The sequence below is a fragment of the Fimbriimonadaceae bacterium genome (genome assembly GCA_019454125.1).
Lineage (GTDB): Bacteria > Armatimonadota > Fimbriimonadia > Fimbriimonadales > Fimbriimonadaceae > JALHNM01.
In genome coordinates this window covers 360,187-384,223 of sequence record CP075365.1, presented here as the reverse complement: position 1 = coordinate 384,223, position 24,037 = coordinate 360,187, and the positions used below count along the sequence as shown (strand labels likewise).

Genomic DNA, 24,037 nt, shown 5'->3' with positions numbered 1-24,037 from the left:
CTTCAACCTTACCCCTGCCCCTGTCCGGTCAGAGAACGCCTGCCAGCCAAAGGGCCGCGAGCCCCAGAACCGTCCAGTTGTAGAGGGTGTGGACGGCGGCCGCGCGGCGGAGCCCGCCCCGCAGGTAGTTGGCGGCGAACCACAGCCCCCCGAGGGTGAGCGCAAAGCCGAAACCGAGCGGAATGCCGACCAGGCAATGGGCGAGGCCAAACTTCAGCGACTGCCAGATGACCGCGCGACAGCCTCGGTGGCCCTTTCGAAAGGCGATCTCCTCGTTCATGGCCAGTCGCGGCACGTTGACCATGAGCAGCGCCCAAAAAACCCACGCGAACCAAGGGATGCGCAAGCCCCCCAGGGCCAAGTTTTGCCCGGCTGAAGGGGCTTCCTCCGGGGTGGCGAGCAGCTGTAGCCAGGAGAAGCCCATGACCTGCGGGAGCGCCGTGACTAGGAGGATGCCGGTGGCGAGGATGGCGGCAAGAGTGACCCACGAGCCCAGGAGCGCAGGCACCCAGGCCCAGCCGCGGAGCGAGCGGAGGGCCTTGTAATCGCGCGCCAGAGTGCCCCCGCGCAGGTTCCGCACGAAGCTTACGGTGAGCGCCGCGGAGAAGAGGATGCTGACGGTCTCAAGGAGGGTCATTGGCGATTTGGGGCCGGAGCAAAAATTACCTACGTAATGGTTACGAGGGGATTTAGACCCGCCCCCGCACTTTTTTTGCTTCTGGAGTCTGAACAAGAGGGCGGGTATGTCACTCGTCTAGCTTTTCTCGCATACAATTACTGTCGCGGCTCCGATAAGGGGCTCGGCAGTAGGAGAGAGAAATTTGATGAAACGATACCTTCCCATGATGGTTCTGGCTTCGGGGTCTGTGGTGGCCTCGGCCCAGACTGCCGTCGGGATCAACCAGCAGGTCAACGTGCCGATCGTGAGCACGCCCTCGCTGAACATCCTCGCGAGCAAGACCGTCAACTTCAGCGACCCCAACATCCAGGGTTCCCTCACGTCGATCGTGGCTACGAACGCTGCCTTCGGCAACAACCTGATCTTCGCCTGGGTCATCCAGAACAATTCGACCAGTGCGGACCACATCGCGCGCATGACGGCCACCGGTTGGACCGGCTTCACGAGCGCCGTCGCCCAGCACGATGCCACCTCGGCCGGCTTCCCCATGTTCGGCATGACCGCGCTCACGGCTGACCGCTCGGTCGACAACATCGGTTACGACTTCGCACGCGTCGGCGGTAACCAGCTGGGCCCGGGCACGAACAGCACGGTCTTCTGGGCGCTCTCGAACGCGACGTCTTATCGGGACGGCGTGGCGAACGTCATCAATGGCACCGTGTTCCAGGTGGACACCTATGCGCCGGTGCCGGAACCGGCCACGATGCTGGCCCTCGGTACGGGCTTGGCCGCCTTGGCCGCCCGACGCCGCCGCAAGTAAGCGACCGAAAGCAAGGATAGACAGAGGGGTGCCGCCACGGCGCCCCTCCTTTTTGTTTGCTGCCTTCCCGTCGTCTTCCGCTCCGCAGGTTTGCGTGGAAAGGGCGCTGACATTGTGCCGTTAGCTCGGCGTGGCACGAGCCCCTAGGTCTTTAGTCCCCCCCCTTCCAGTGTCCGAATTTCTTATAGTACGATCAGGTAGCCATGAAACAATTCTGGTGGATGACAGTTGTCGCAAGTCTTATCTCGTCCGCAAGTGCGTATCTTTCGGCATCAGCTGTTCCAAAGATCGTGCCACCAGCGAGCCCGCTGGAAGATCCGGGTTGCCCGCTTGTGAGAAAGCTGGACAAAGTAAAGATTCAAACCGAGCGTTGCCAAGTCTGTGAACAACAGTTTCAGTACCAGCAAACGTTCACGAAGTATTCGTTCACCTGCAGTCCGATAGGGGCACTGCAGGAAAAGTGGAAGAGAACCTATCTTCCTTACACGTGCCAAAACGGACAATACACCCTGTGCGGGGATGTGATGGTAGGCGGATGCATAGGTCACGAATACGCGCCCGAATGTCCGGAAGGAACATGTATTCCATAGCTGGCCCAAAGGAAGCCGCTAGGGGATCTGCGCTGGATTGCCGCGGTTTGAGCCTGATAGAGGTTTTGATCGTTGTCGCTATCGCGGCGATCCTCTTCTTGGTGTTGCAACCAGTGTTTATCACTTCAAAGCGACAGGCGATGCAGTCGGACTCCACGTCTAGGCTCCACCAACTTGGACTAGCAGCCCAAATCTATTCGGAGGCAAACGGTCTCAAGGTTAGAAGTTGCTTCGAGCTTGTCGAGGCGGGCCAGGTTCAATCGAGCCTTTGTACTGCACCCCTTGATCCCACCCAGGAAGGCTACTCAAACATTGTTATGAGGCAGCTCTCCAGGGGCAGGTTGGGTGATAAATCCGTTCACCCTCGACCGTACAAACTCTCGTTCGTAGGTTCGCGGGACGCAAACGTCTCGGATGCCGAGTTGGCAAAAGCCTCTTCAAACTTAGGCTGGTTAATTGACTTAAGCCCCAGCGAGTCCGAAAGTGGCGGCGTTATAGAGCCCTTGCTATTAGCAATGCGCAAGGGCGTTTACTTGCGGCTTCTCGAGGATACCAGCGTCGTACGGAGAGTGTTCACTAAGGTATCGATTAGGAACAAGCAGGGCCAAACCGTAGAATGCAGCGGTAATCCCTGGCTGTTTGCCGATTTCGAGCAGAAAATCATGGAAGAGCAGTGCGGTCAGATCCAAGAAAGGTTGTAGCCGACAAAGACGCGGATGGCCGCCTCAGGTTTTTGTCCTACGCGGCGAGCGGTGTGCCCTTGGCGAGCGTCCTTTTCTTCTTCAACAATAGCATCGTAGGCTTCTTGACGAACACGTCGCTTGCCGCGGCCACACTTTTCCTGGCTGAAATCGCGAGCAGGGTTGTCTTGAAGCGGTGCCCGCCGACACCAGGATTTCTGTTGGCGTTTGCGTTTTCCAGCTGGTGCCTTGTTGCCGCCGCAGTGGTCTTATTGGTGCCAACTCAGATCCCGAACGAACTCAGGCCGCTCATACCGCTGGCTCTTGGCATCACGGGCCTTGTGCCAGCGGTCACGGCCATTGCCGTGCAACGCCTCGTGGGCCACTTTCGATAGGCTCGGTCAGGGCCCGACCGGTGCCGCCTCGTCCGCCTTGCCCAGCCCCGCCTTCTCAAAGAAGTCCGCGCCCATGATCTCTCGCACGACCTTGTTCTGGTTGATGCGGTATTTCCTGGGTCGGGGGGCCATGACGTTGGTCTCGACTTTCTCGCTAAGGTCGAACTCCGGCCCGCCTGGCGTCCATGCCGCCTTGGTCGTGACCAGCCACTTCTCGTCGTCCCGCTCCGGCGTGTCCAGCTTGAAGTGCGCGCCCCGGCTCTCATCCCGGATGATCGCTCCGCCGACGATGGCCTTGCTCATCTCGACCATGTGCTTGACCGTCCGCACGTAGGGAATGGCCTGGTTTTGCCAGCCGGACTCGTCGAGCAGGCCGCAACGGTCGGCCCGTTCGCCCAGCTCCTGCAGGCGGTCGCGGGTGGCCAGGAGGTCTCGCTGGAGCCGCCAGATGCCGCAGTTGTTCCACATCAGCTCTTGGAGCTCGGCCGCGAGCTGGTAGGGGTTCTCCGCCCCCTTGCTCTGGCGCAGACCGTCGTACTCCGCCTGGCGCTGGGCCCGAGCTTCGTCCCGGGCCGAGGACGGCAGGTCTTCCGCCGAGACCTCCATCTTCTGCAGGTACGCCTGCACGCCGAGCGCGGCGAGCTCGCCGCCGGTGAGGCACGTCAGCAACGCGTTCGCCCCGAGCCGGTTTGCCCCGTGGTACTGGTATTCACACTCGCCGGCCGCATAGAGCCCCGGGATGGAGGTCATCTGGTTGCGGGGAGAACCGACGTCCAGCGTCGCGCCGTCCGTGCCCTTCTCATAGTCCACCCAGAGCCCGCCCATCGTATAGTGAACGGCCGGATAGATCCGCATCGGGTTGTCGATCGGATCCTCGCGCATGAACTTCTCATAGATCTCGAGCACGCCGCCGAGCTTGTCGTTGATCAGCTCGCGGCTCCACCCCTTCTCTCGGTGCAGGTGGCCGATGTCCAGGTAGACCTGCTGCATCCCCTTCACGCCCCGGCCAATGCGGCAGACGCAATAGATCGTGAAGCTCACGAGGTCGCGGCTCAGCAGGTTGCCGTAGACCGGGTCGAGCTCTTCGCAGAAGTACCACCGGTCGGCTTCGGGTATCTGAGCCGCGGGTCGCCCGTCCATCGGGTCGCGCGGCGTCCAGAGCCGTCCTCCCTCGCCGCGCACGGACTCGCTCATCAGCCGGCACTTGTCCTCGCCGGGGATGGCGGTCGGGTGGATCTGCACCATCTCGGGGTTGCCGTAGACCGCGCCTTGCTCATAACAGATGCTCACCGGGTTGCCTGTGTTGATGATCGAGTTCGTGCTGCGGCCGAAGATCACGCCGTTGCCGCCGCTGGCGATCACGACTGCGTCCGCCGGAAAAGACTCGATCTTCATCGTGCGCATGTCCTGCCCGACGATGCCGCGGCACCGCCCCTGGCCGTCCTTGATCAGCCCGATGAACTCCCATCCCTCGTATTTTTCGAGCTGCCCGCCCGCTTCGAACCGGCGACACTGCTCGTCCAGCGCGTAGAGCAGCTGCTGCCCCGTCGTCGCGCCGGCGTAGGCGGTGCGGTGCTTGAGGGTGCCGCCGAACCGGCGGAAGCTGAGTAGCCCCTCGTCGGTGCGGTTGAAAGGGACGCCCATGCGGTCGAGGAGATAGATGATGGCGGGGGCGCGCTCGGCCATGCGCATGACCGGGGGCTGGTGGTTCAGGAAGTCGCCGCCCGTGATCGTGTCCTCGAAGTGCAGGTAGGGCGAGTCGCCCTCGCCCCGCAGGTTCACGGCCCCGTTGATGCCGCCCTGGGCGCACACGCTGTGGCTCCGCTTGACCGGGACGATGCTGAAGACCTGCACCTTGTGCCCCGCCTCCGCCAACTTCATGGCGGTCATGAGCCCCGCCAACCCTCCTCCGACGACCACGACCTTACGCTGCGCCATGTTCTCCTGATTCTACGCGACTCCACCCACCCAGTGCCCTCCCGAACGCGCCAGTCCCTGGCGTCGGTCGCCCTGCGATGCCTGGGCATGGCCCCGGAGTGGACTTTCTCGCGCCCCGCTCGGGCGGCGTGCGCCCCCCGCTTTGGGGCAGTTCGGAACCGGGCTGCAGAAGGGCGCCAGCCCGGCGAAACCGACAAAACCCTGCGGTGTCCGTGCGGTGTCCGTGCGTGTGCCGTGCGTTGTGGCGGAGGGTCGCGGTGCAGACGAGGCCGGATCGAGCCGAGGATCTCACTATGGCAAAGTTGACGCCGGGGGTGGTGGTTGCGGGGTTGCACGGGTCCGCGGGTTCGGCGACGTTCGTGCGGACGCCGTATGGCGTGGTCCTCAAGGAGCGTTCGGTGCCGCACGACCCGCAGACGGCCGCCCAGCGGGCGAGCCGCGACCGGTTGCGGCGCGTGGGGCGGGCATGGCGTGCGCTGACTTTGGATCAGGCCGCGGCTTGGCGTGCTTACGCCCAGGAGCTGGCGGAGGCGGCCGGTGGGCAGGACTCGGGCCCGCGGGCGACGGCGCAGCTCCTCTTTTCGAAGCTTGGCGTCAAGGTCTTGCAGGTCGACCCAGGCGCGGCGGTGCCGGTGCTTCCCCCCACGAAGCCGTTCCTGGGCGACGGGCTCGGGCTCTCGGTGGGCGCGGTGGCGGGCGGGCTCAGGTTCACGGCGGACGCGGCCAACTCGCCTGGCGTGGTGACGGAGCTGCTGCTGCAGCCCCTTGCCTCTGTCCACCGCAACGCGTACCCGGCGAGGTACCGCTCGCAAGGGTTCGTCGCCTTCCCCGCCCCGGGCGGCTCGCAGGAGCTTGCCTTGCCGCGCGGGATTTACGCCGTCGCCTATCGGTTCGTGCGCTCGGCGACGGGCCAAGAGACTCCCCTCGCGGGGCTTGGGGTCTTCGAAGTCGCTTTATCGGGGCTTGACGCGCCGTTCACTGCCGCAGGATCTTCTCCATCTTCTTGCCCTTGGCCAGCTCGTCGACGAGCTTGTCCATATAGCGGACCTTCTGCATGAGCGGGTCCTCGATGTCCTCGACCCGGATGCCGCAGACGAGGCCCTTGATCAGGGCCACGTTCGGGTTGAGGCACGGGGCCTGGGCGAAGAGGGCCTGCAGGTCTCGCCCGTCTTCCTTGCACTTCTCGAGGCCGGCCTGGTCGTACCCCGTCAGCCAGCGGAGCACTTGGTCGAGCTCTTCTTTCGTCCTCCCTTTGCTCTCTACTTTCTTGACGTACATGGGGTAGAGGCTCCCAAACTTGATCTTGAAGACGCGCTCGTTCGTCATGTGCGGGCCTGCTTTTCTCCGGGGCCATTTTAGCCGCAGACAGAATCCCCCTCCCCAGGCTTGGGGAGGGGGTCAGGGGGAGGGGAAGCGCGGTAAGGCCTTCGTCCCGACCTAGGTCAGGTCAGAACTGATTTCTGTAATCCCCCTCCCCAAACCTGGGGAGGGGGGCTCGCTTGGGTTCCCTTTGGTTGCGGCTGGCCGTTCTCCCCTCCCCCTTACCCCCTCCCCAAGCCTGGGGAGGGGGGAGGACCGGGGCGTTGCACTTCGCCGCGAAGCATGGATCAAGGTGCGGAGCGGCGGAAAGATCCCCCTCCCCAGGCTTGGGGAGGGGGGAGAACGGGAGCGTTGCACTTCGCCGCGAGGCATGGATTTAGGCGCGGGGTTGGGCCAAATCCCCCCTCCCCAGGCTTGGGGAGGGGGTAAGGGGGAGGGGTAAAAGCGGGGCCATGGCGAAAAAGAGGCCGGAAGAGCTCGTCACGGCTGCCCGGCGGATGCGGAAAGAGCCGACGTGGGCGGAGAAGCGGCTTTGGGAAGAGCTGAGGCGCAAGAACGTGGCGGGCCTGAAGTTCCGTCGCCAGCACCCGGTCATCGGCTTCGTCGCCGACTTCTGCTGCGTCGCGGCCAAGGTCGTGGTCGAGCTCGACGGCGAAGGGCACGAGGGTCGCGAAGCTCGCGACTCGGCGCGGGACGCCCAGTTCGCGGGGCAGGGATGGCTGACTCTGCGCTATCCCAACCAGCACGTTTTCCAGGACGTCGACTCGGTCGTCGAAGACATCTATCGCCACTGCCTCGCCCGTCTCCCCTCCCCCTGACCCCCTCCCCAAGCATGGGGAGGGGGGTTCCTTTGGTTGGGCATGGAGGATCTCCCCTCCGCCTGTCCCCCTCCCCAAGCTTGGGGAGGGGGGAGGAGTGTGAGCGGGGTTGCGCCAAATCCCCCCTCCCCAGGCTTGGGGAGGGGGTAAGGGGGAGGGGAAAGGGCAGTGCCCCGGCGAAGACGATGCCGGGAGGCCTTGTCGCCGACCTCCTCAGCCCATATGCCGGTCGAGGTCGCCGTAGCAGGTTTGGACGTCGTCCATCTGGGCGCAGTGGCCGCGCACGTGGTCGGCGCCGGGCCTGTGTAACCAAAACTAGCCAACCTGCATCTGAGTCCACGAATGCGGAAGTGAGTCCGCGCTCAGGAACCTGTATGAAGAAACTTGGCTTAGCCATCGTCTCGCTGTTCGCCCTTTCGACGGTCGCTTCCGCGTTCGTCTTCCCGCCCCAGATGCTGAACGTGCACCGCGGGCGGATCGTCTCCGGTGGCCTCTTCAGCCTTTTCGAAAGCGACAACGACCGTTTGGTCGTGGAGAACGGCATCAAGACCTCTCCGTATGACAACCCCGTCGACGTCGAAGGCGAGGTGGTTTGCGGCAGTTCGAACCCGGCCGCCATGTCGCTCGTGATCGAGTCGGCCGCGACCACGCTCGGCCTGGTCGAATACGTCGAGATGTGGGACTGGAGCCTGAACCGGTACGTGGAGGTCTATCGCGGGCCGATCACGCTTTCGGACACGGTCCGCCAGGTGCAGATCAACCAGTGCCAGCGGTTCACCGCCGCGGGCGGCCAAATGAAGGTCCGCTATTGGGTCGACAACCGCGGCCCTGTCGTGGCCGGCAAGTGGCGGGTCGGCCTGGACCAGCTGAACTGGGACGTCACGTTCTAAGGCTGTTCCCGCTCTCTCCGCCAGAACCTTGCGCCCCCTGGATCCTCGGGGGCGCTTTAGTTCGTCTTGGGCCTGCCTTTAACAGAACCTTAACTTAAGGGAGTGATAATGCGCGCCAATGGTTCGTCGCGCCTTCACGCTCATCGAGCTGCTCGTCGTCATCGCGATCATCGCTATTCTCGCGGCGATCCTCTTCCCGGTTTTCGTACAGGCGAAGAACGCGGCAAAGCAGACGACTTGCCTCAGCAACAACAAGCAGTTGGGCACTGCTTTCATGCTTTACATCAACGATTACAATGAGTGGTTCCCAGCCTCATCGGACAGCGACGACCTATGGGCGTTCTGGATCTCGCCCTACCTGGCCTCTCGTCCTGAGAACTGGGACAAGCCGAAGGGCAACGTGTTCAGTTGCCCTGCGAACGAGAAGGCGATGGGCATCGAGCCGGACGTGTTCGACGCTTACCCGGGCTTGCCGCAGGAGCTCCGCCTGACCCTGAAGAACGGCCGTTACGTCTTCCACAACAGCTACGCGATCAACGACAGCATCGTGGGTGAGAACGGGTTCGAATACGCGAACTCCATGACGTGGCTCTCGCCGGGCACGGAATACCTGGTGCTGGAAGCGGGCGAAAAGGTGGCGGGCGAGACGGACACCGACCTTGACGCGGACGACGTGAACGGCCAGACGCGCTTCCCGAACCGCCCGGTCGAGATCTTCATCGGGCACAACAAGGGCCTGAACGTGCTCTATATCGACACCCACGCAAAGTACCTGCGGTCGAACCTGGTGCCGGACGACGGCCGCCAGTACAACGGCCAGGGCGTCCCGATGTATTGGACCCCGGGCAGCCAGGCGCCAAGCCCGTGGCGCCCCGTCTACCCGAACGGCTAGTCGAGCTCAGAGCGGCGCGAAGAGGTCGACCACGTTTCCATCGGGGTCGGCCACTTGCGCATAGCGCTGGCCCCAGAACGCGTCCCACGGCTCCTTGTCGCCGGTGAACCCGGCTTCGGTGACCTTCCGGTAGAGCCGGTCGACCTCCTCCGCGTCCTCGCAGAGGAAGGCGAGGTTCATACGGTTGCCCACGGGTTCCACCCAGGGTTTGAAAGACTTCACCATCTCGACGCTGTCGAGCATGATCCGCAGGCCGTTGGGCATGGTCGCCTCAAGGTGGTCCTCGGCGGGTTCGGGGAAGGCGACGCCGAGCAGTCGGTAGAAGCGGACGGACTCCGCCATGTCCTTGACGACGATGCCGATGGCGTCGAGCTGGGCCATGGTGCGGAATTTACCTGGGCTCTCTGCACGTCGGGCCCCGTAAGAAAGAAGAGCCCCGGCCGTGGTGAGGGTCGGGGCTTTGAGAGGAGGCTGGCCCGGTGCCGGGCCGGCCCCACGGTCACTTGTCGCTTTCGCCTGGCGAGCCGTTCTTCGGGTTGGCCGATGCCCAATCGGAGATCGTTTCGGCTTGCGCCCCTTTCTCTAGATTGGCCTCCGGCTGCTTTTCGACTTTCTCAAGGTTCGCCCCTTCCGGCTCGCCGCAACCGACGAGGCCGAGAAGGAGAAAGCCCAGCACGATGGTCAGACCGCGCATCTTAGTTCGGCGACCACTGGGTGTTTCGCGTGAAGGGGATCTCGACGAAGTCCTTGCAGGAGATCTGGCCAAGGCTGAAGCGGCTGCCGTCGAGGACCTCTTCGGTGTTCGCGCAGTAGGCCTGGCGGTCCTTGAGCTGGGCCGGCACGTAGACGTAGCCGACGTTCGGGGTCAAGCCTCCGCGGTACTGGACGCTCTTCGAGTGGCCGTCGGCGTAAGCCATGTGGAACCGGCCGCCCCAGCGGAACTGGCTCTGTTTCGTGCCTGCCGTGACATTGAAGGTATCGAGGATCCATGCCTTGCCGCCGGCCGAGTTCGGGTACATGCCGATCGTCGGGCGCGGGGTGTCATAGGTGTCGCCGAAGACGAACAGGTTGGCGGGCTCTTCGAACGAGGTCAGCGAGCGGCCCGGCTGGAAGGTGCCGCCGCCGGGGATGGCCTGCTCGGGGCCGAGGACGCCGCCGCCGGCATAGATCTGCGGGCCCCAGTTATAGCCGTAGCCGAGGCAGCGGCCCTTCGGGTTGAGATCGTAGATCGCCTTGCCCCAGGTGGTGTTCTGGCGGTCGTTCTCGTTGTGATAGTAGCAACCGGTCTCGGTACGCTCCGAGCTGAAGAAGACGTCGACGCTCTTCACGTAGGGCTGCATGACGATCCAGAAGTCGGTGCGGTGAATGCCCTGGTTGCCACCGGAGCTGACGTTGACGGCAAGGTCGTCGTGATCGGTGGCATACATTTGCCAGGCGGTGCCGATCTGCTTGGTCTGGCTCAACGCGGTCGTCTTCTTGGCGGCCGTCTTGGCTTGGGCGAAGACCGGGAAGAGAATAGCGGCGAGGATCGCAATGATCGCGATGACGACGAGAAGCTCGATGAGGGTGAAGGCTTTTTTCATGTGGAACCTAGCCAATTGAAATCATTCCCTCCTTGTGTTAAGGGCGAATTAAGACCTAATTTCGCGTTGCCATGGCACGAGTCGGACGGTCCCGGCGTCTGTGCTTCTCCTCGGGGTTTGTGAGGCAGGCATAATGAGGGCAGTTTGACCGCCTTGCTCCTTGCCCTTTCTTGGGTGGCGCCTCTCTCCGACCCTTGGCGACGGGTGGACGCCTTGGTGGGCGGGAAGCCCGGGCTGAGGGCCGAGTTCGAGCTCCGCGTGAACGGTGGGGCGCCGATGAAGGGCACGTACCTGGTCTCGGGCGAGATCGACCAGCAGCTGGACGTCGAGGCGGGGGGAGAGCGGACGTCGCTGCGGCAAGGCCGTGCGGGCGTCTTGTACCTCCAGTTTGCGGCCAAGCGGTACGCCGAGTATCCGCGCGTGCCGGTGCGGGCGGACGCGCCCCCCACCGCCGCCCCCAGCTTGTCTAGGGCTTATCCCTACCTCCTCGCGCGCTGGCCGAAGCCGTTCCATGAGCTCTATCCAGGCTGGACGGTCGTGGGACAGGAGGAGGTAGCCGGGGTCGTGGCCGACCATCTGCGCCCTTCCGGGGCTTCCGGCGGGCAGGAGTCGCAGCAGGAGGTGTGGATCGATTCCCAAGGCCGGCTCCTCCGGCACCGGATCGAGCAGGCCGTGGCCGACAGCAAGATCCAGCTCCAGTTCGACTTTATGCGGTTCGAGCCGCTCGACGAGGCGCCGCGGGTCTCACTCGACATCCCCTGGGGCTATGTGCCGATCGAGCACCCGAAGCTACCGACGCTCTGGCCGGGGAACGCGGTGCCGCCGGTGAAGCTGACGGTGCTGGGCGGCGAGGTCATCGACTTGGTGGAGGCCTCGAAGATCCGGCCGATGCTTCTGGTCTTCACGAGCCCGGACTGTCCGGTCTGCGACCGGGCGGGCGCTTTCTGGCCGAAGCTGGAGGAGGCGGCGAAGCGGGCGGACGCCCGCATCGTGGAAGTCTTGCTCGACGCGGAGAAAGGGCCTGGCCGGCTTCACGGCGCCTCCGTCCTGGACACGGCCGGGACGGCCGAGCATGCGTTCAGCGTCCCCGGTACGCCCTACTTTTACGTGACGTCCGCGAAGTCGCAGATCGCGGCGGCGTGGTCGGGTTACAGCGCGGAGCAGGAGGAGACGATCCTGGAGACGCTGTTCGCGAAAGAGCGCTAGTCGGCGCTGAGCACGCGTTCGGCGAGGATGAGGGCGACGAAGTCGTCCACGGGCTCGGGAGGGCTCTGCAGGGTCGCAGGGACGATCTTGCGCCAGCCCCGGCGGGGGTTGTGCTCCCAATAGCGCTCGCGGGCCTTGAGGGTGGTGTCCCGTTCGTCCACGATAAGGATGCCGACCGCGGGCAGCTCGTCGCGAAGGTTCTCGACGATGTTGCGCGAACGTGTGCCGGAGCCGACCACGATCATGCTGTAAGGGGAGACCTCGGCCGCCTCCTTGGCGTGCCGGCAAAGGTTCTCGACAGGTGCGATGGCCCGCCAGAGCAGCTCGATCTTGCCGTTCTTGGCCCGACGCACGAGGGCGAGACCGCACTTGGAGCTGCCTGGATCCACCGCCAAGACGGTCTTTTCGCTGGTTTCCTTCACCAGGCCGCATTGTAGCTGGACTTGGGGAAGGGCCTTAGCGAAGGCGGAACTGGAGCTTGAGGCGGTCTGCGGCACGCGTCTCTTGCGCGGCGACGAACTGGACGCGCAGGGTGCGGTTCACGCTTTGGATCTGTTCGGCGAGGCCGAGCAGTTCCGAGAGGGGGATTTCGCCAAGCGGTTCGGGACTGCCCTGCACGGGCAGGAGCCCGTCTTTCATGGCTTCCGGGGCCAGCTTTTCGCGGGCGAAGGAGGAGATGTCGACGAGGATCTCGTGCAGGGGGCGACCCCCGGCGATGCGGGCCTCGGCGACCGTCTCGCCTTGCTTATAGACCACGGGGTTCGGGGCGATCGTAATCGTCAGCGGCACCGGCTCGCCCAGGAATGCGTTTAGGATCGAGGTTGCGATGAGGACGGCCGGGTGGCGCTGGGCCGACATTGCGGCGACGAGCATGGACTTCTGCCGTTCCACGCTGATCGGATGGCCGGCGGCGTCCGTGATCTCGACGATCTCGGCGTAGCGGGCGCCGCTTCGGGGGATCGCGCCCTTGTCGCGGGCCGCCTGGGAGGCGCGCATGAGCAGGGACTCGAGCGCTTCGGCCGCTTCCGCCCGGGTGAGCGAAGAGCCGATGGGAAGGCGGCTGATCTCCGCCCCCCGCAGGACGATGGGCGGCTGCAGGCGGGGGACGGTCGAGGTCGCGTCGAAGAGGTTCTTGAGCGTCGCCAGGTCGCGCCGGGCGTTGGAAAGCTCCCCATTGAGCTGGTCTTTTTGCCTCTCGTACTCAGCGATCTCGCTTCGGGCCGCTTGGGCTTGGTTGGCCAGGTCCGCCTCTAGCTGCCTCTTGGTGGCGGCGAGTTCCTCGCTCGTCTTCATGAGCGTGCCGATCGACTTTTCCAGCCCGTCGATCTCGATGCGGAGTTTTAGGCTGTCCTGGCTGAGGCGGTTGTATTCGACGCTATAGGTCTCGTTGCTCGTCTCTAAGCTCCTCGCTCGGTCGCGGAGTTCCTCGACGCGCTTGCGCGTGGTCTTGAGGTCGGTCGAGGCGGAGCGCAGCTCCTGCGAGAACTTGCTGACTTGTCCGCTGAGGCTGGAGGACTGTTGTTCGAGCTGTTGGGAGCGCGACCGGGCGTCTTGGAGGCTGGTCCGTGCGTCCTCCAGCCTCTGGCTTGTCTGGCCGAGCTGACCGGCGGTCCTTTCAAGCTTTTGGTCGGTCTCGGCGAGCTTCGCGTCTTTGGAGCGGATCTCCTTTTGGGTGCGTTCGAGCGTCTGCTGGACGGCCCGGAGCTTCTCCCTCGCCGCATTGCCTTCCAAGACCCAGACGCGGACTGGCTCGCTGACCCCGATGAGCACCAGGATCGCGAGGAGGGTCGCGAGTCCCCCGGCGATACCGGTGATGAGCGCGGCCGTGTGGCGGGGCCGCAGGCGACCGATCGTGTGGCGCTTCTTGCCGATCCTGCGACCAATGAGGTCGCCCCAATAGGCGACGAAACCGCCTAGGACGACGATCAGGCTCAGGAACGCAAGGCTTACTAGGTCCAAGTCTAAGAGTCCCTCTTACGGATCAAGACGAACGCCACGACGAGTCCGACGACGGTCGGCGTAAAGCTTGCGAAAGCGGACGGGAAACGCCCGCCCTGCGCCGCGATCGACATGACGTTCGACAGAAGAAGATAACAGAAGATGATGAGGACGGCGAGCCAGAAGCCGGTGGCGGCCGGCGTCCGGTGGCTCCTTATGCCCAGGGGCGCGCCGACGAGGCCGAAGACGAGGGCCCCCAAGGGCAGCGTCAGCTTGTTCCAGTAGCCGAACTCCAAGTTCGCGATCTGGGCCGGGTCGGCGGCGGGATTCTCCCTCTCACGCTGGATCTGCTGGCCCATCTGCCGCATGCTCAGGGCGTCGAGGTCGCGCAGCGCCTGGGCGAGCAGGTCTTCGGGCGTGACCGTGAGGGCCGGCACCTCGCTCGGGAACGCCCGCTGAAACTCGACCTTGGAGCCGCCGTCGGCCGGGGTCAGGCTCGCCCCGCCTCGGATCTCCCATTTCTTCTCGTTCGTGTACTCCAGTTCGTTGGCGTAGACGTAGTAAGTCGGCTCTTCATTCGCGCCATAGATCGTAATCGTGACTCCGGTGAGGATCCGGCGGACGAAGTCGAAGTCCCGTGCGGTGAGAAAGGCGCGGAGCCGCCCTTCCTCATAGATCGGCCGCGAACGGGGTTGGGCGGTGCGGCCCTTGGAGTCCGCGTCGATTTGCCCGCGCAGGTCGACGGCGCGCTGGGTGGCGCTCGGCACGAGCACCTCGCCAAAGCCGAACGCCAGGACGCTGACGAACAGGCCGAACACGGCCACCGGCGCCACAATCCGCGCGACGCTGATGCCCGCCGCCTTCAGGGCGACGATCTCGCTGTCCCCGCTGAGGCGGCCGAAGGCGAGCAGGCTTGCCAGGAGCACGGCCATAGGGAACGTCTTGGCGAGGACTCCCGGCAGGAGCAAAACCGTCAGTTGCAGGACGATGGCGGGCGAGACTCCCTCAGAAAGGTAGCGCGTCAGCTCGAAGAGGAAGGAGCCCGCCATGATGAGCACGGTGAAGATGCCGACCCCGAACGCCCAGGGGCCGATCAGTTCGCTGAGGACGAGTCGGTCCAGCCGGCTCAATCTTGGTCGGCCCTCTCTTCGGGGTCGCCGTCCGGTTCTTCGCCGCGCCGGCCGTCGACGCCGAAGCCGTGCCCCAGGTAGTACTTCCGCACGTGGTCGTTGGCGCGGATTTGGGCCTCGTCCCCCTCGGCGGTGATTTTCCCCTGGATCAGGATGTAGTTGTGGTCGGTGATGCTCAGGGTCGCGTCCACGTTGTGGTCTGTGATGAGGATGCCGATGCCGTTCGCGGCCAGGCGGCGGATGATGCCCTGGAGCTCCTCGATCGTGACGGGGTCGATGCCGGTGAAGGGCTCGTCCAGCAGGATGAAGCGCGGCTCTGTGGCGAGGGCGCGGGCGATTTCCACGCGCCGCCTCTCGCCCCCGCTGAGGACGCCGCCCGGCTGGCCGAGGAGGTGCGAGATGTGCAGGTCTTCGGAGAGCTTATTCACGCGCCTCCGGCGCTCTTCCGGCCGCACCCCGCGCTGCTCCATGACGAGTTTCAAGTTGTCCTCCACGGAAAGGCGGCGGAAGACGCTGCTCTCTTGGGCGAGGTAGCCGATCCCGATCCGGGCGCGGCGGAACATGGGCAAGGAGGTGACGTCGCGGTCGTCGAGGAACACGCGCCCCTGGTTCGGTTTGATCAGCCCCGTCACCATGTAGAAGGTCGTGGTTTTGCCCGCCCCGTTCGGGCCGAGCAGCCCCACCACCCTTCCCTCCTCCAGGGTGACGCTGACGCCGTCCACCACGCGGCGCCCTTTATAAGCCTTGACCAGCGATTCAGAACGGACCTTCATCCGCCCCTTGATTCCTGGAAGTCGCCCCGCCCGGTGCTGGTGCGGACGGTCTTGATCTGGTAGTTCTCGTCGAACTCGACCTCCATGCGGTCGACTGTCATCACGCCTTCGAAGCCGGCGCCCTGGGCGGGGGACTGCAGGCTGTTGATGGTGACGTCGCCCGAGAGCACCAGGCGGCGGGTCGCGCGGTTGTAGGTCATCGAGTCGCCCCGGGCGTCGATCACGTTCTTGTCGGTGCCCGCCTGGCGCGCGGAGTCCGTCACCATGCGCAAGGTCACGGGCCCGCTGACGTCTGCGGTGCGCAAGGGGTCAGTCTTGGCGTTCGTGAGGGTCTCCAGCACGAACCGCCCTGAGGTGCCCCGCACCTGGATCGACCGTCGCCGGTTGGCGGTTGCCGTCTCGTCGTTCATGGTGAACGTGCCGGGCAGCGTGATCCTGGCCGCCTCGCCGTCGTCGGCGATGGTGGCGAGTTCGGTGCCGAGCGTGGTGCGCGAAGCGTTGCGGTTCACGGTGATCTCGACCCCGCCGCGGGCTTGGCCGGATTTCAGCCGCATCGGCCCGCCCTTGGTTTGGACCGTCTCGCCCTTGATCTCTCGCATCTTGAACTCCAGGTTCTGTTCCAGCGAGTATCCGTTCACCGGCGTGCCCGCCGCCTCGAAGGCGATCCCTCCGCCCGGTTGAAAGTCCGCCCGGCCGGAAGCGACGTTGAAGATGGCGAAGCGCCCCTGCTTGTCCGCCAGGAAGGGCCGCTGGGCGCGCTGCGAGCCAGCCGTCAGGGCGACTCCCACGAGAGCGGACAAGGCGAGCAGGCGCAGGAGGTTTCGTCGCATTAGAACTTGTCGGGGGTGGCGAACGTCGTCAGGTCCTCGTTCGCCCAGAGCTTCGGGATCGGGCCCATCACGAACTTGTCGGAGGATACCGTGACGTCGCCTTCTGCCTCGATCCGTTCTTGTCCCTTGGAATAGACCATCCGGCGCGCGTTCATCACGAGGCCGCCGAGGTCGGGCTTGCCGCCTTGTCCCGCGTCCACGCCCTCTTCGCGGGTCATGCGCACGTTGCCGAACGCGGTGAGGGTCTTGGCCGCCTGGTCGACTCGGGCCGTATCCGCCTCGATCCGGCTCGCGATCTTCCCGTTCCGGTAAATCTCGCCCGTGATCCGGTTGAGGCGCGCGAGGCTTCCTTCACCTTCGCGGAGCTCAAGCCGGGTCGAGTCGCTCCGGACGACGAACGCCTTCTCGCCCTCCTTGTCGGTCACCGTGATCTCGGGCGCGATCGCCGTGATCTTCTCCGGCTCCCGCTCTTCCGGCTTTGGAGCCGGCCTCTGCCTCTTGGGGACGGAGCAGCCGGAGACGAGGAGGAGGGCAAGCAGGACCAAGCCGAGGATTTTTCCGGCCCGCGACCCGCCTCCCAACCGTGAAGTGTCCTTCACTCTACGCGTAGGGGTGTGAGTCCCCGCTTGCCGAACCGTCCCGTGTGCTGCCCCGCCAATTGGCCGCAGGCGGCGGCGATGTCGTGACCGCGCTCCACGCGTTCGGCCACCTCCACCCCGAACTTCTCCAAGACCCGGCGAAATGCGGCGACGCGCTCGCGTTCCGGACGGCGGAAGCCCTGGCCGGTGTCGACCCAATTGAACGGGATGAGGTTCACAAAACACGGGAGGCCCTTCACTAGACGTGCCAGCGCCTCCGCCTGGTCGGGCGTATCGTTCACCTGGTCTATCAGGAGGTATTCGAACGTGACTTTTCTCCCGGTCGCGGCCTGGTATTCGCGCATGGCCTGCATCACCTCCGCCACCGGCCACTTGTGGTTCACAGGCATGAGCGTCTCCCGGACCGAGTCGAGCGGGGAGTGGAGCGAGAGGGCGAGGTGGATGGGAAGCTTCAGGCGAGCGAGCTGCCTGATTTGCGGTACGAGGCCGACGGTCGAGACGGTGAGGTGTCGGTAGCTCAGCCCGACCTCTTCGTGCAGCAGCCGCATGGCCTCCACGAGCGCCTCCAGGTTCAGCAACGGTTCGCCCATGCCCATGAAGACCACGTGGCTCACTCGGCGTGGGCTCAGCGACTGGAGAAGCAGGTACTGGCCGATGATCTCCGCCGCCGTCAGGTTGCGGTCGAAACCGCCCAGGCCGGTCGCGCAGAACGTGCACCCCATCGGGCACCCCACCTGGCTGCTGATGCAGCACGAGACGCGGTCGGCATAGGGCAAGAGCACGCACTCGTAGACCTGTTCGTCGCCGTTGTGCACGAGCAGCTTTTCCACCCCGTCGCGGCTGGTCTTGTGGTCGGCGACCACAAGCGGCGAGACCCGGTAGTGTTCTTCCAGCTGGGTGCGGAAGGCGGCGGGCAGATCCGCCATCTCCTCAAAGCTCCGGGCCGCCTTTTGATAGACCCACTTTGTGAGCTGCCGCCCACGGTACGAGGGTTGCCCAAGGGCCTGCGCCACCTCGACCATGCGGTCGGGCGGGAGCCCGGCAAGCGCGGGCCGGTTGTCCACAAACTCATTCTACGCCCCCTGGCCTGCAGAAGCCCGTGCCGGTAGACCGGCTGGGGACTGTGCCGGGAGCGCGTCCGCCTAGGGCTCTTTCGCTTCCTTCGCCATTCGGGGCACTCGCCCGCCGTATCGGCGTGTAGAATTTAACAATGAAGAAAGGCGTGCTCGTCTTGTTGGTCGTCGGCGTCTTCCTGGCCGTGTTCGCCGGGGTCTTCGGGGCGCTGCAACTGAACCGCGTCGTCGAGACCCGGCAGGTCAGCACCAGGCTGAACCAGCCCCCCGTCGTGCTGAAAAACGCGAGCCTGGAAGGCGTCGCCGACAACGACTTCCGGGCGACCGCGAAGAAGGTGCTGCCCAGCGTGGTCAGCATCGATACCCGGGTGCGGGGCCGCATGTTCGGCGAGGTGATGGACCGGCCCTATTCCCAGGGCTCCGGCGTCGTCATCGACCAGAGCGGCTACATCGTGACGAACAACCACGTCGTCCGCGTGGACATGGGCTTCCGTGGCAGCCGTCTGGCCGATGCGGTCAGCGTCACCCTCAGCGACGGCCGCACCGCCCCCGCCAAGATCGTCGGCACCGATCCCCGGGCCGACCTCGCCGTGCTCAAGGTCGAGCTCCCGAACCTCGTGCCGATCGACCTCGGCGACAGCAGCAAGCTCGAGGTGGGCGAGTGGGTGCTCGCCATCGGCAACCCCCTCGGCTTCAAGAACACGCTCAGCGCGGGCGTGGTCAGCAGCATCGGCCGGCAACTGCCCAGCCAGACCAACTCCGTCTTCATCGACGGCATCCAGACCGACGCGGCCATCAACCAGGGCAATTCGGGCGGGGCCCTCGTGAACTCGGCCGGCCAGCTCGTGGGCATCAACTCCAGCATCGCCAGCATCAACGGCGGCAACGTGGGCATCGGCTTCGCCATCCCCGTGAACCGGATGAAGACGGTCGTGGAGGACATCCTGAAGTTCGGCTACGCCAAGTACGGCATCCTCGGGGTCTCGCTCAGCCCGCGCTCCCAGCTGCTCGCCATGGCCGACGCCCGCGCCGAACTCCGCCAGTATGCCAATGCCTCCACCGACCCGCCCGACCATGGCGTCGTCGTGCTGGATGTGCAGCAGGGCCTCCCCGCCGCCCAAGCCGGCATCGGCCGCTGGGACGTCATTACCAGCATCAACGGCAAGGAGGTGAAAGAGCCGACCGACTTTTTCGCCGCCGTCTCCCCCCTCCGCCCCGGCGCCAAGGTCACGGTCAAGGTGTGGCAGTCCGGCGCGGTCAAGGACGTCAGCCTCACCCTCGCCGAGGCGAAGGGAGAGGAATAAACCTGGGCGTCCCGCGCACCCCTCCCCCTGACCCCCTCCCCAAGCCTGGGGAGGGGGGACTTGGCGCCACTCCGCGCTGGATCCATGCCTCGCGGCAAGACGCAAGGCACCGGTACCCCCCCTCCCCAAGCTTGGGGAGGGGGTAAGGGGGAGGGGGTTATCCCCCGTCTTTCTCGTCCGAGGCGCCTTTCGGGTCGATCCTTTGCGGCACCTCGGGCTTGATCTCTTCCAGATCGTTTCCACCATTTGGTCGACGGCGCAGCTCAAAGGCGTCGTAGAGCTCGCCCGTCGCCGTGCGAGACTCGAACCGCAGCTTGTCGTACTCGACCTTCACCACTTGGTAGAGCTGGGTGTACTCGGCCACCCGCTTCATGTCGTTCAGCGCCGTCTCGCCCAGGCGGTACATCTTCGGCCCGGCCACGCTCACCACATAGACCACCCCGGCCCCGTCGCGGACGTTCGCACCGGTAGGCACGTTCCTCCGGCCGTAGGTGTGGTCGTGCCCTTGCAGCACCAGGTCCACCTTGTGCTCCTGGAAGATGGGCTGCCACTGGCCCCTCACCTTAGGGTTGTCCCGGCCCACCGCCGTCGAGTAAACCGGATGGTGGAAAGTCACGAACGTCCAGCGGTTGGGGTTCTCGGCCAGCACTCGGTCGAGCCAGACGGCCTGCTCCTCGACCTTCTCATTGGAGTTGAGGCTGACCACCCGGCACCCTTGGAAGTCCACATAGTAGCAAGACCCTTCCAGCCCGGCGGGACCGTTCGCGGGAAAGGCGAACTGCGGCGTCCAGAGCGGGGTCAGCCGCTTCCCGTCCGCCGCCTTGCCGTACTCATGGTTCCCGGGGGTCGCGACCACCGGGATCTGCGAGTGCAGCCAACCGCCCGCCTCGAACCACTCGCCCCACTCCTTGTCGCTGTCGTTCGTATTCACGAGGTCGCCAGCGTGCAGCATGAAGGCCGCATAGGGGGCGTCCCGGTGCGCCTGCCGCACCACCCGGCTCCACATGGACTTGATCTCGTTCTGGGCGTCGCCGAAGTAGACGAACTCGAACGGTTTGAACTCGGGCGAGGCCGTCTTGAACTGGAACCACTCGCTCCAGGCCTTGCCGTCGCCCACCCGGTAGGCGTAAATCGTCTCCGGCTTCAGGTTGGTGAGGGTCGCCCGGTGGTACCAAGCGCTGGCCTTGGTGTCGAGCTCCACCCGGGTGTTCAGCGCGCCCACGGTCTGGGCGCTCCCGCGAAAGCGGGGGTCGGCCGAGGCGAGGGCGAACTCCGCCTTCTGGTCGCCCAGGTCTCCGTCCGTGCGCCAGGTGACGGTCGCGGTGGTCGCGGGGTCGCCCGACCAGGTCAGGCAGACCCGCTGGGGCGCGCCGGGCTGTAAGAGAAGGGCTAGGGCAAGTGCTACGGGTCCCATACCCCCCAGAAATACCCGCCCCGTCCCTGGAACGGCCGGGACAAGTGAAGGCTGCCTGGGTGCGGTTAGACTTGAGTCGGAGGCCAGGCGTTGGACAGAAGTCCGGCGAGAGGGGGCAGGGGGCGGCGGGTCTCGGTTTAGCCATAAGTCCGAGCCTGAGCCCCCACCCTTTCCCCATTAACCTTTCTTAATCTTCTGGGCCCCGCTGGTACATGTGGGGCGGAGTGGGCGTCCATATTGAGGTAGCCGATGTCTTTGATCCATGACGGCCTGCTGCAGCTCCTCGACGTCCTTCCCTCCCACATAAAAGAGAAACTGGTCACGAGCCCGGACCTCAACGAACTTGTCGAAGTGGTTCTGGACTACGGCCGCCCTGCCGAGGCGCGGTACCGGAGCGGCTTTGAGCGGTGGCACGGGATCACGGTGACCGAGCACGACCTTGAGCACGTGGTCAAGAAGATCGGCGACTTTGGGGAGGACAACCGTGCGGGCATCGAGCGCACGCTGCACCGCATCTCCTGCATCCGCAACCGCCAGGGGCGGGTGGTGGGCTTGACCTGCCGGGTGGGCCGAGCGCTAGAGGGCACGATCGACATCATCGACGACATCGTTCGTGCGGGGCAGTCGATCTTGATCTTGGGACGGCCGGGAGTGGGCAAGACCACGAAGTTGCGCGAGGTGGCCCGGGTTCTGGCGGACGAGGTCGAGAAGCGGGTGGTGATCGTGGACACCTCGAACGAGATCGGGGGCGACGGCGACGTGCCGCACCCGGCCGTGGGCAGTGCCCGCCGCATGCAGGTGCGCCGCCCCAGCGAGCAGCACAACGTGATGATCGAGGCGGTGGAGAACCATATGCCCGAGGTGATCGTGATCGACGAGATCGGCAACGAGGCGGAAGCCATGGCCGCCCGCACCATCGCCGAGCGCGGCGTGCAGCTAATCGCGACCGCCCACGGGCAGACTCTGGAGAACCTGATGCTGAACCCCTCGCTGGCGGACCTCATCGGTGGCATCCAGGCGGTGACCTTGAGCGACGACGAGGCGCGGCGCAGGGGCACGCAGAAGACGATCCTGGAGCGCAAGGCCCCGCCGACCTTCCAGGTGGTGATCGAGCTGATCGACTACGACAAGCTGGCCGTGCACCACGACGTGCAGAAGACGGTGGACCTGATGTTGCGCGGGGTGCTGCCGAGGCCGGAAGTCCGGGTTCGCCGGGCCGAGGGCGACGTCGAGGTCGTGCAGCAAGAGGTGGTGGGCGAGATCGACGAGCCGGGCTTCAACGAGCGCTTCCCCTCGCTCTCGGCCCGCAAGCCGCAGCCGCCCGACCCGCCGGAGCGGGGAGGGCGCAAGGGCCGCACCGCCACCGCCGAGCCAGAGAAGGCGCCCAAAGCCGAGCCCCAGCCCAAACCGGCCAAGGTGATGCGCATCTTTCCGTACGGGATCGCTCGGACAAGGCTGGAGCGGGCGATCCGCGAGAGAAAGGCGCCGGCCTACATCACGAACGACATCCACCAGGCCGACGCGGTGATCGCGATCCGCTCGACGGCGCAGGCCAAGCCGGCCAAGCTCCGCGAGCTGGGCCGACCCTTGCCGACGGTGGTGGTGAAGTCGAACACGTTCAGCCAGATCGCCTCGGCCCTGGAGGAGGTTCTGCGAGGAAGCGGGATCGACCGAGACGCTGAGGCGGGCGCCCTGCAAGAGGTGAGCGACGCGGTGGCAACGGTGCTTCGCACCGGGCGTCCGGTGGAACTCACGCCGCAGAACTCCTCTGTGAGGAAGATGCAACTTCAGATCGTGGAGTCCAAGCGGCTCGCGGCCGAGTGTGTCGGCCAAGACCCGGCGCGGCGGTTGCGGATCTTGCCGGTGCGGCTGGCTTAGAGCCGGGGGTGCCAGGGATGCGGCGGCCCGGTGGGTATGGTGCGGGGGTGCGTCTGTCACCCCTCGTCCTGGCCCTGCTTTCCAGCGTGGCTCATGCCGACCGCGAGATTCGGGTGCCGATGGGGCGAAAGCTCCTGGAGGGCCAGGTCCGGATCGAGGCGCTTTTCCAGCCCGGCGAGGAGCGGGCGCAGGCTTGGCTGGGGGCCGGGTTCCTGCAGTCGTACGATGGGGAGATCAACTTCGTGCGCAACGAGGGCGGGCAGTGGGAACCGACTCTTGACCTTGCCTACAACTTCACGCCCCCGATCACGGACATCGCTCCCGGCATCAGCGTCGGGCTTCTCGACCTGGCCAACAAGACGGAAGGGGGGCGGGCCGGTTACCTCGCGATGACCTATCGCTACGGAAACGTCGGCGACCTGAACCAAGACGTGCCGACCGACCTTACAATCGGCTTTTGGAGCCGCAAAAGCGGGCTTTTGTTCTTCGCCGTGAGCTTGCCGATCAGCGATAAACTCCTGTTTCTGGCGGAGCACGACAGCCTGCGGCTTGCCGGTGGCATCGAGCTGCGCCCTGTGCCGTTCGCAACGTTTAAGGCTGTGTTTGAACGGGGTGGGACTCTGTTCTCGGCGGGTCTGACGACGCGCTTTTGATCGGGTTGCCCGCTAGGGCGCAAGCCTCCGCGATCCGCGCTCCGAGAACCTCGACGAAGCGGGCACGAGCCTCGCGGTCGGGGAGCCCCTCGGTGACCTCGGCATAGGTGAAGGGCTTGCCGAAGGCGATGGTCACGCGGGTGCGCCTTGGCCCTTTCGCCCCTTTGGGCAGCATCTTCTGGGTGCCCTGCAGGCCGACCGGGACGACCTTGGCCCCGCTGCGCTTGGCCATCATCGCGAGGCCGATCTGAATCGGAAGCATGGTCTCTCCGTCATTGCGGGCTCCCTCGGGGAAGACGAGCACGGCTTGCTTGTCCGCCAGCATGGCGAGGGCGTTCTTCACGGCCGTGGAATCGTTGTGGCCCCGCCGCACGGGAAAGGCGCCCAAACTGCGGATCAGGACGTTGAGAAGTGCCGGTCGGAACAGCTCTTCCTTCGCCATGAACCTGAGCCGTCGCGGGCAGAGCGAGCCGATGACGGGCGGATCGAGGAAGCTCATGTGGACGGGGGCGATCAAGGTGGGGCCCTCCAGGGGGACGTTTTCCAACCCGATCCGCTCGATCCCGCCGCCGAGGGTCGCCAGGAGGCTGCGGACAAGCCAGGCCGCGAAGCCGTACCAGCCCCGGTTCTCTCTTGGGAGCTGGATCCGAGTTGACTGCCTGTTTTTCGTCATAGATGGAACGTTCTCGCTATC

The 24,037-nt window shown here is 65.2% G+C and carries 26 protein-coding genes; 11 read left to right on the top strand and 15 right to left on the bottom strand.

Annotation, left to right across the window (positions count from 1 at the left end; all coding sequences use genetic code 11):
• Positions 1–28 precede the first annotated feature (28 nt).
• On the bottom strand, positions 29–637 hold the full coding sequence (locus tag KF733_01965; GenBank protein QYK56252.1) for a hypothetical protein: 609 nt from the start codon (positions 635–637) through the stop codon (positions 29–31).
• Positions 638–824: 187 nt separating this feature from the next.
• Between KF733_01965 and KF733_01960 the strand changes: the two genes are divergently transcribed.
• From KF733_01960 to KF733_01950, 3 genes are all read left to right on the top strand, one after another.
• Positions 825–1,439 carry a PEP-CTERM sorting domain-containing protein gene (locus KF733_01960; GenBank protein ID QYK56251.1) on the top strand — a complete coding sequence of 205 codons (615 nt, stop codon included), beginning with the start codon at positions 825–827 and terminating at the stop codon, positions 1,437–1,439.
• Between the two features lie 562 nt (positions 1,440–2,001).
• On the top strand, positions 2,002–2,730 hold the full coding sequence (locus KF733_01955) for a type II secretion system protein (protein ID QYK56250.1): 729 nt from the start codon (positions 2,002–2,004) through the stop codon (positions 2,728–2,730).
• 59 nt (positions 2,731–2,789) lie between these two features.
• Positions 2,790–3,104, top strand: coding sequence for a hypothetical protein (locus KF733_01950; protein ID QYK56249.1), 315 nt, complete (start codon positions 2,790–2,792; stop codon positions 3,102–3,104).
• A 6-nt stretch (positions 3,105–3,110) separates the two neighbouring features.
• Here the strand turns inward: KF733_01950 and sdhA are convergent, their stop codons facing one another.
• Complete coding sequence (gene sdhA, locus KF733_01945; GenBank protein QYK56248.1) at positions 3,111–5,042, bottom strand: succinate dehydrogenase (quinone) flavoprotein subunit; 1,932 nt, start codon at positions 5,040–5,042, stop codon at positions 3,111–3,113.
• 293 nt (positions 5,043–5,335) lie between these two features.
• Between sdhA and KF733_01940 the strand changes: the two genes are divergently transcribed.
• Entirely contained in the window at positions 5,336–6,100 is a 765-nt protein-coding gene (locus KF733_01940; protein ID QYK56247.1) for a hypothetical protein, read from the top strand.
• On the opposite strand, the gene KF733_01935 is transcribed toward KF733_01940, so the two are convergent.
• Complete coding sequence (locus KF733_01935) at positions 6,018–6,368, bottom strand: DUF2200 domain-containing protein (GenBank protein QYK56246.1); 351 nt, start codon at positions 6,366–6,368, stop codon at positions 6,018–6,020. The genes KF733_01940 and KF733_01935 overlap by 83 nt on opposite strands.
• 446 nt (positions 6,369–6,814) lie before the next feature.
• On the opposite strand from KF733_01935, the gene KF733_01930 reads away from it, so the two are divergent.
• From KF733_01930 to KF733_01920, 3 genes are all read left to right on the top strand, one after another.
• Positions 6,815–7,180 (top strand): endonuclease domain-containing protein, encoded by a 366-nt coding sequence (locus KF733_01930; GenBank protein ID QYK56245.1) that lies wholly within the window; start codon positions 6,815–6,817, stop codon positions 7,178–7,180.
• Between the two features lie 374 nt (positions 7,181–7,554).
• Positions 7,555–8,070 (top strand): hypothetical protein, encoded by a 516-nt coding sequence (locus tag KF733_01925; protein ID QYK56244.1) that lies wholly within the window; start codon positions 7,555–7,557, stop codon positions 8,068–8,070.
• Positions 8,071–8,188: 118 nt separating this feature from the next.
• Entirely contained in the window at positions 8,189–8,962 is a 774-nt protein-coding gene (locus KF733_01920; GenBank protein ID QYK56243.1) for a prepilin-type N-terminal cleavage/methylation domain-containing protein, read from the top strand.
• Positions 8,963–8,968: 6 nt separating this feature from the next.
• Here the strand turns inward: KF733_01920 and KF733_01915 are convergent, their stop codons facing one another.
• From KF733_01915 to KF733_01905, 3 genes are all read right to left on the bottom strand, one after another.
• Entirely contained in the window at positions 8,969–9,343 is a 375-nt protein-coding gene (locus KF733_01915) for a VOC family protein (protein ID QYK56242.1), read from the bottom strand.
• A gap of 118 nt (positions 9,344–9,461) precedes the next feature.
• Positions 9,462–9,656 carry a hypothetical protein gene (locus KF733_01910; GenBank protein ID QYK56241.1) on the bottom strand — a complete coding sequence of 65 codons (195 nt, stop codon included), beginning with the start codon at positions 9,654–9,656 and terminating at the stop codon, positions 9,462–9,464.
• A gap of 1 nt (position 9,657) precedes the next feature.
• On the bottom strand, positions 9,658–10,545 hold the full coding sequence (locus KF733_01905) for a prepilin-type N-terminal cleavage/methylation domain-containing protein (protein QYK56240.1): 888 nt from the start codon (positions 10,543–10,545) through the stop codon (positions 9,658–9,660).
• A gap of 144 nt (positions 10,546–10,689) precedes the next feature.
• On the opposite strand from KF733_01905, the gene KF733_01900 reads away from it, so the two are divergent.
• Complete coding sequence (locus tag KF733_01900; GenBank protein QYK56239.1) at positions 10,690–11,751, top strand: hypothetical protein; 1,062 nt, start codon at positions 10,690–10,692, stop codon at positions 11,749–11,751.
• Here KF733_01900 and KF733_01895 read toward each other — a convergent pair.
• The 7 genes from KF733_01895 to rlmN are packed head-to-tail and all read right to left on the bottom strand — an operon-like array spanning position 11,748 to position 18,085.
• Entirely contained in the window at positions 11,748–12,173 is a 426-nt protein-coding gene (locus KF733_01895; protein QYK56238.1) for a hypothetical protein, read from the bottom strand. The two genes, KF733_01900 and KF733_01895, sit on opposite strands and share 4 nt — an antisense overlap.
• A gap of 34 nt (positions 12,174–12,207) precedes the next feature.
• On the bottom strand, positions 12,208–13,710 hold the full coding sequence (locus KF733_01890; GenBank protein ID QYK56237.1) for a DUF3084 domain-containing protein: 1,503 nt from the start codon (positions 13,708–13,710) through the stop codon (positions 12,208–12,210).
• Between the two features lie 2 nt (positions 13,711–13,712).
• Positions 13,713–14,819 carry an LptF/LptG family permease gene (locus tag KF733_01885; GenBank protein QYK56236.1) on the bottom strand — a complete coding sequence of 369 codons (1,107 nt, stop codon included), beginning with the start codon at positions 14,817–14,819 and terminating at the stop codon, positions 13,713–13,715.
• The gene (gene lptB / locus KF733_01880; GenBank protein QYK56235.1) at positions 14,816–15,592 is read right to left on the bottom strand and encodes an LPS export ABC transporter ATP-binding protein; all 777 of its coding nucleotides are present in this window, start codon (positions 15,590–15,592) and stop codon (positions 14,816–14,818) included. The genes KF733_01885 and lptB overlap by 4 nt, the downstream gene beginning before the upstream one ends.
• Positions 15,589–16,422, bottom strand: a complete 834-nt coding sequence (locus KF733_01875; GenBank protein QYK56234.1) for a hypothetical protein — start codon at positions 16,420–16,422, stop codon at positions 15,589–15,591. The genes lptB and KF733_01875 overlap by 4 nt, the downstream gene beginning before the upstream one ends.
• The gene (gene lptC / locus KF733_01870; GenBank protein ID QYK56233.1) at positions 16,422–16,967 is read right to left on the bottom strand and encodes an LPS export ABC transporter periplasmic protein LptC; all 546 of its coding nucleotides are present in this window, start codon (positions 16,965–16,967) and stop codon (positions 16,422–16,424) included. Before lptC ends, KF733_01875 begins: the two co-directional genes overlap by 1 nt.
• A 50-nt stretch (positions 16,968–17,017) precedes the next feature.
• Entirely contained in the window at positions 17,018–18,085 is a 1,068-nt protein-coding gene (gene rlmN, locus KF733_01865) for a 23S rRNA (adenine(2503)-C(2))-methyltransferase RlmN (GenBank protein QYK56232.1), read from the bottom strand.
• Between the two features lie 146 nt (positions 18,086–18,231).
• Here rlmN and KF733_01860 point away from each other — a divergent pair, with 146 nt between their 5' ends.
• Positions 18,232–19,398 (top strand): trypsin-like peptidase domain-containing protein, encoded by a 1,167-nt coding sequence (locus KF733_01860; GenBank protein ID QYK56231.1) that lies wholly within the window; start codon positions 18,232–18,234, stop codon positions 19,396–19,398.
• Positions 19,399–19,555: 157 nt separating this feature from the next.
• Here the strand turns inward: KF733_01860 and KF733_01855 are convergent, their stop codons facing one another.
• The gene (locus KF733_01855; GenBank protein ID QYK56230.1) at positions 19,556–20,812 is read right to left on the bottom strand and encodes a metallophosphoesterase family protein; all 1,257 of its coding nucleotides are present in this window, start codon (positions 20,810–20,812) and stop codon (positions 19,556–19,558) included.
• Positions 20,813–21,061: 249 nt separating this feature from the next.
• Between KF733_01855 and KF733_01850 the strand changes: the two genes are divergently transcribed.
• Entirely contained in the window at positions 21,062–22,690 is a 1,629-nt protein-coding gene (locus KF733_01850) for an AAA family ATPase (protein ID QYK56229.1), read from the top strand.
• 47 nt (positions 22,691–22,737) lie between these two features.
• Complete coding sequence (locus tag KF733_01845) at positions 22,738–23,343, top strand: hypothetical protein (GenBank protein ID QYK56228.1); 606 nt, start codon at positions 22,738–22,740, stop codon at positions 23,341–23,343.
• Here KF733_01845 and KF733_01840 read toward each other — a convergent pair.
• On the bottom strand, positions 23,282–24,016 hold the full coding sequence (locus KF733_01840; GenBank protein ID QYK56227.1) for a 1-acyl-sn-glycerol-3-phosphate acyltransferase: 735 nt from the start codon (positions 24,014–24,016) through the stop codon (positions 23,282–23,284). The two genes, KF733_01845 and KF733_01840, sit on opposite strands and share 62 nt — an antisense overlap.
• Positions 24,017–24,037: the final 21 nt, after the last annotated feature.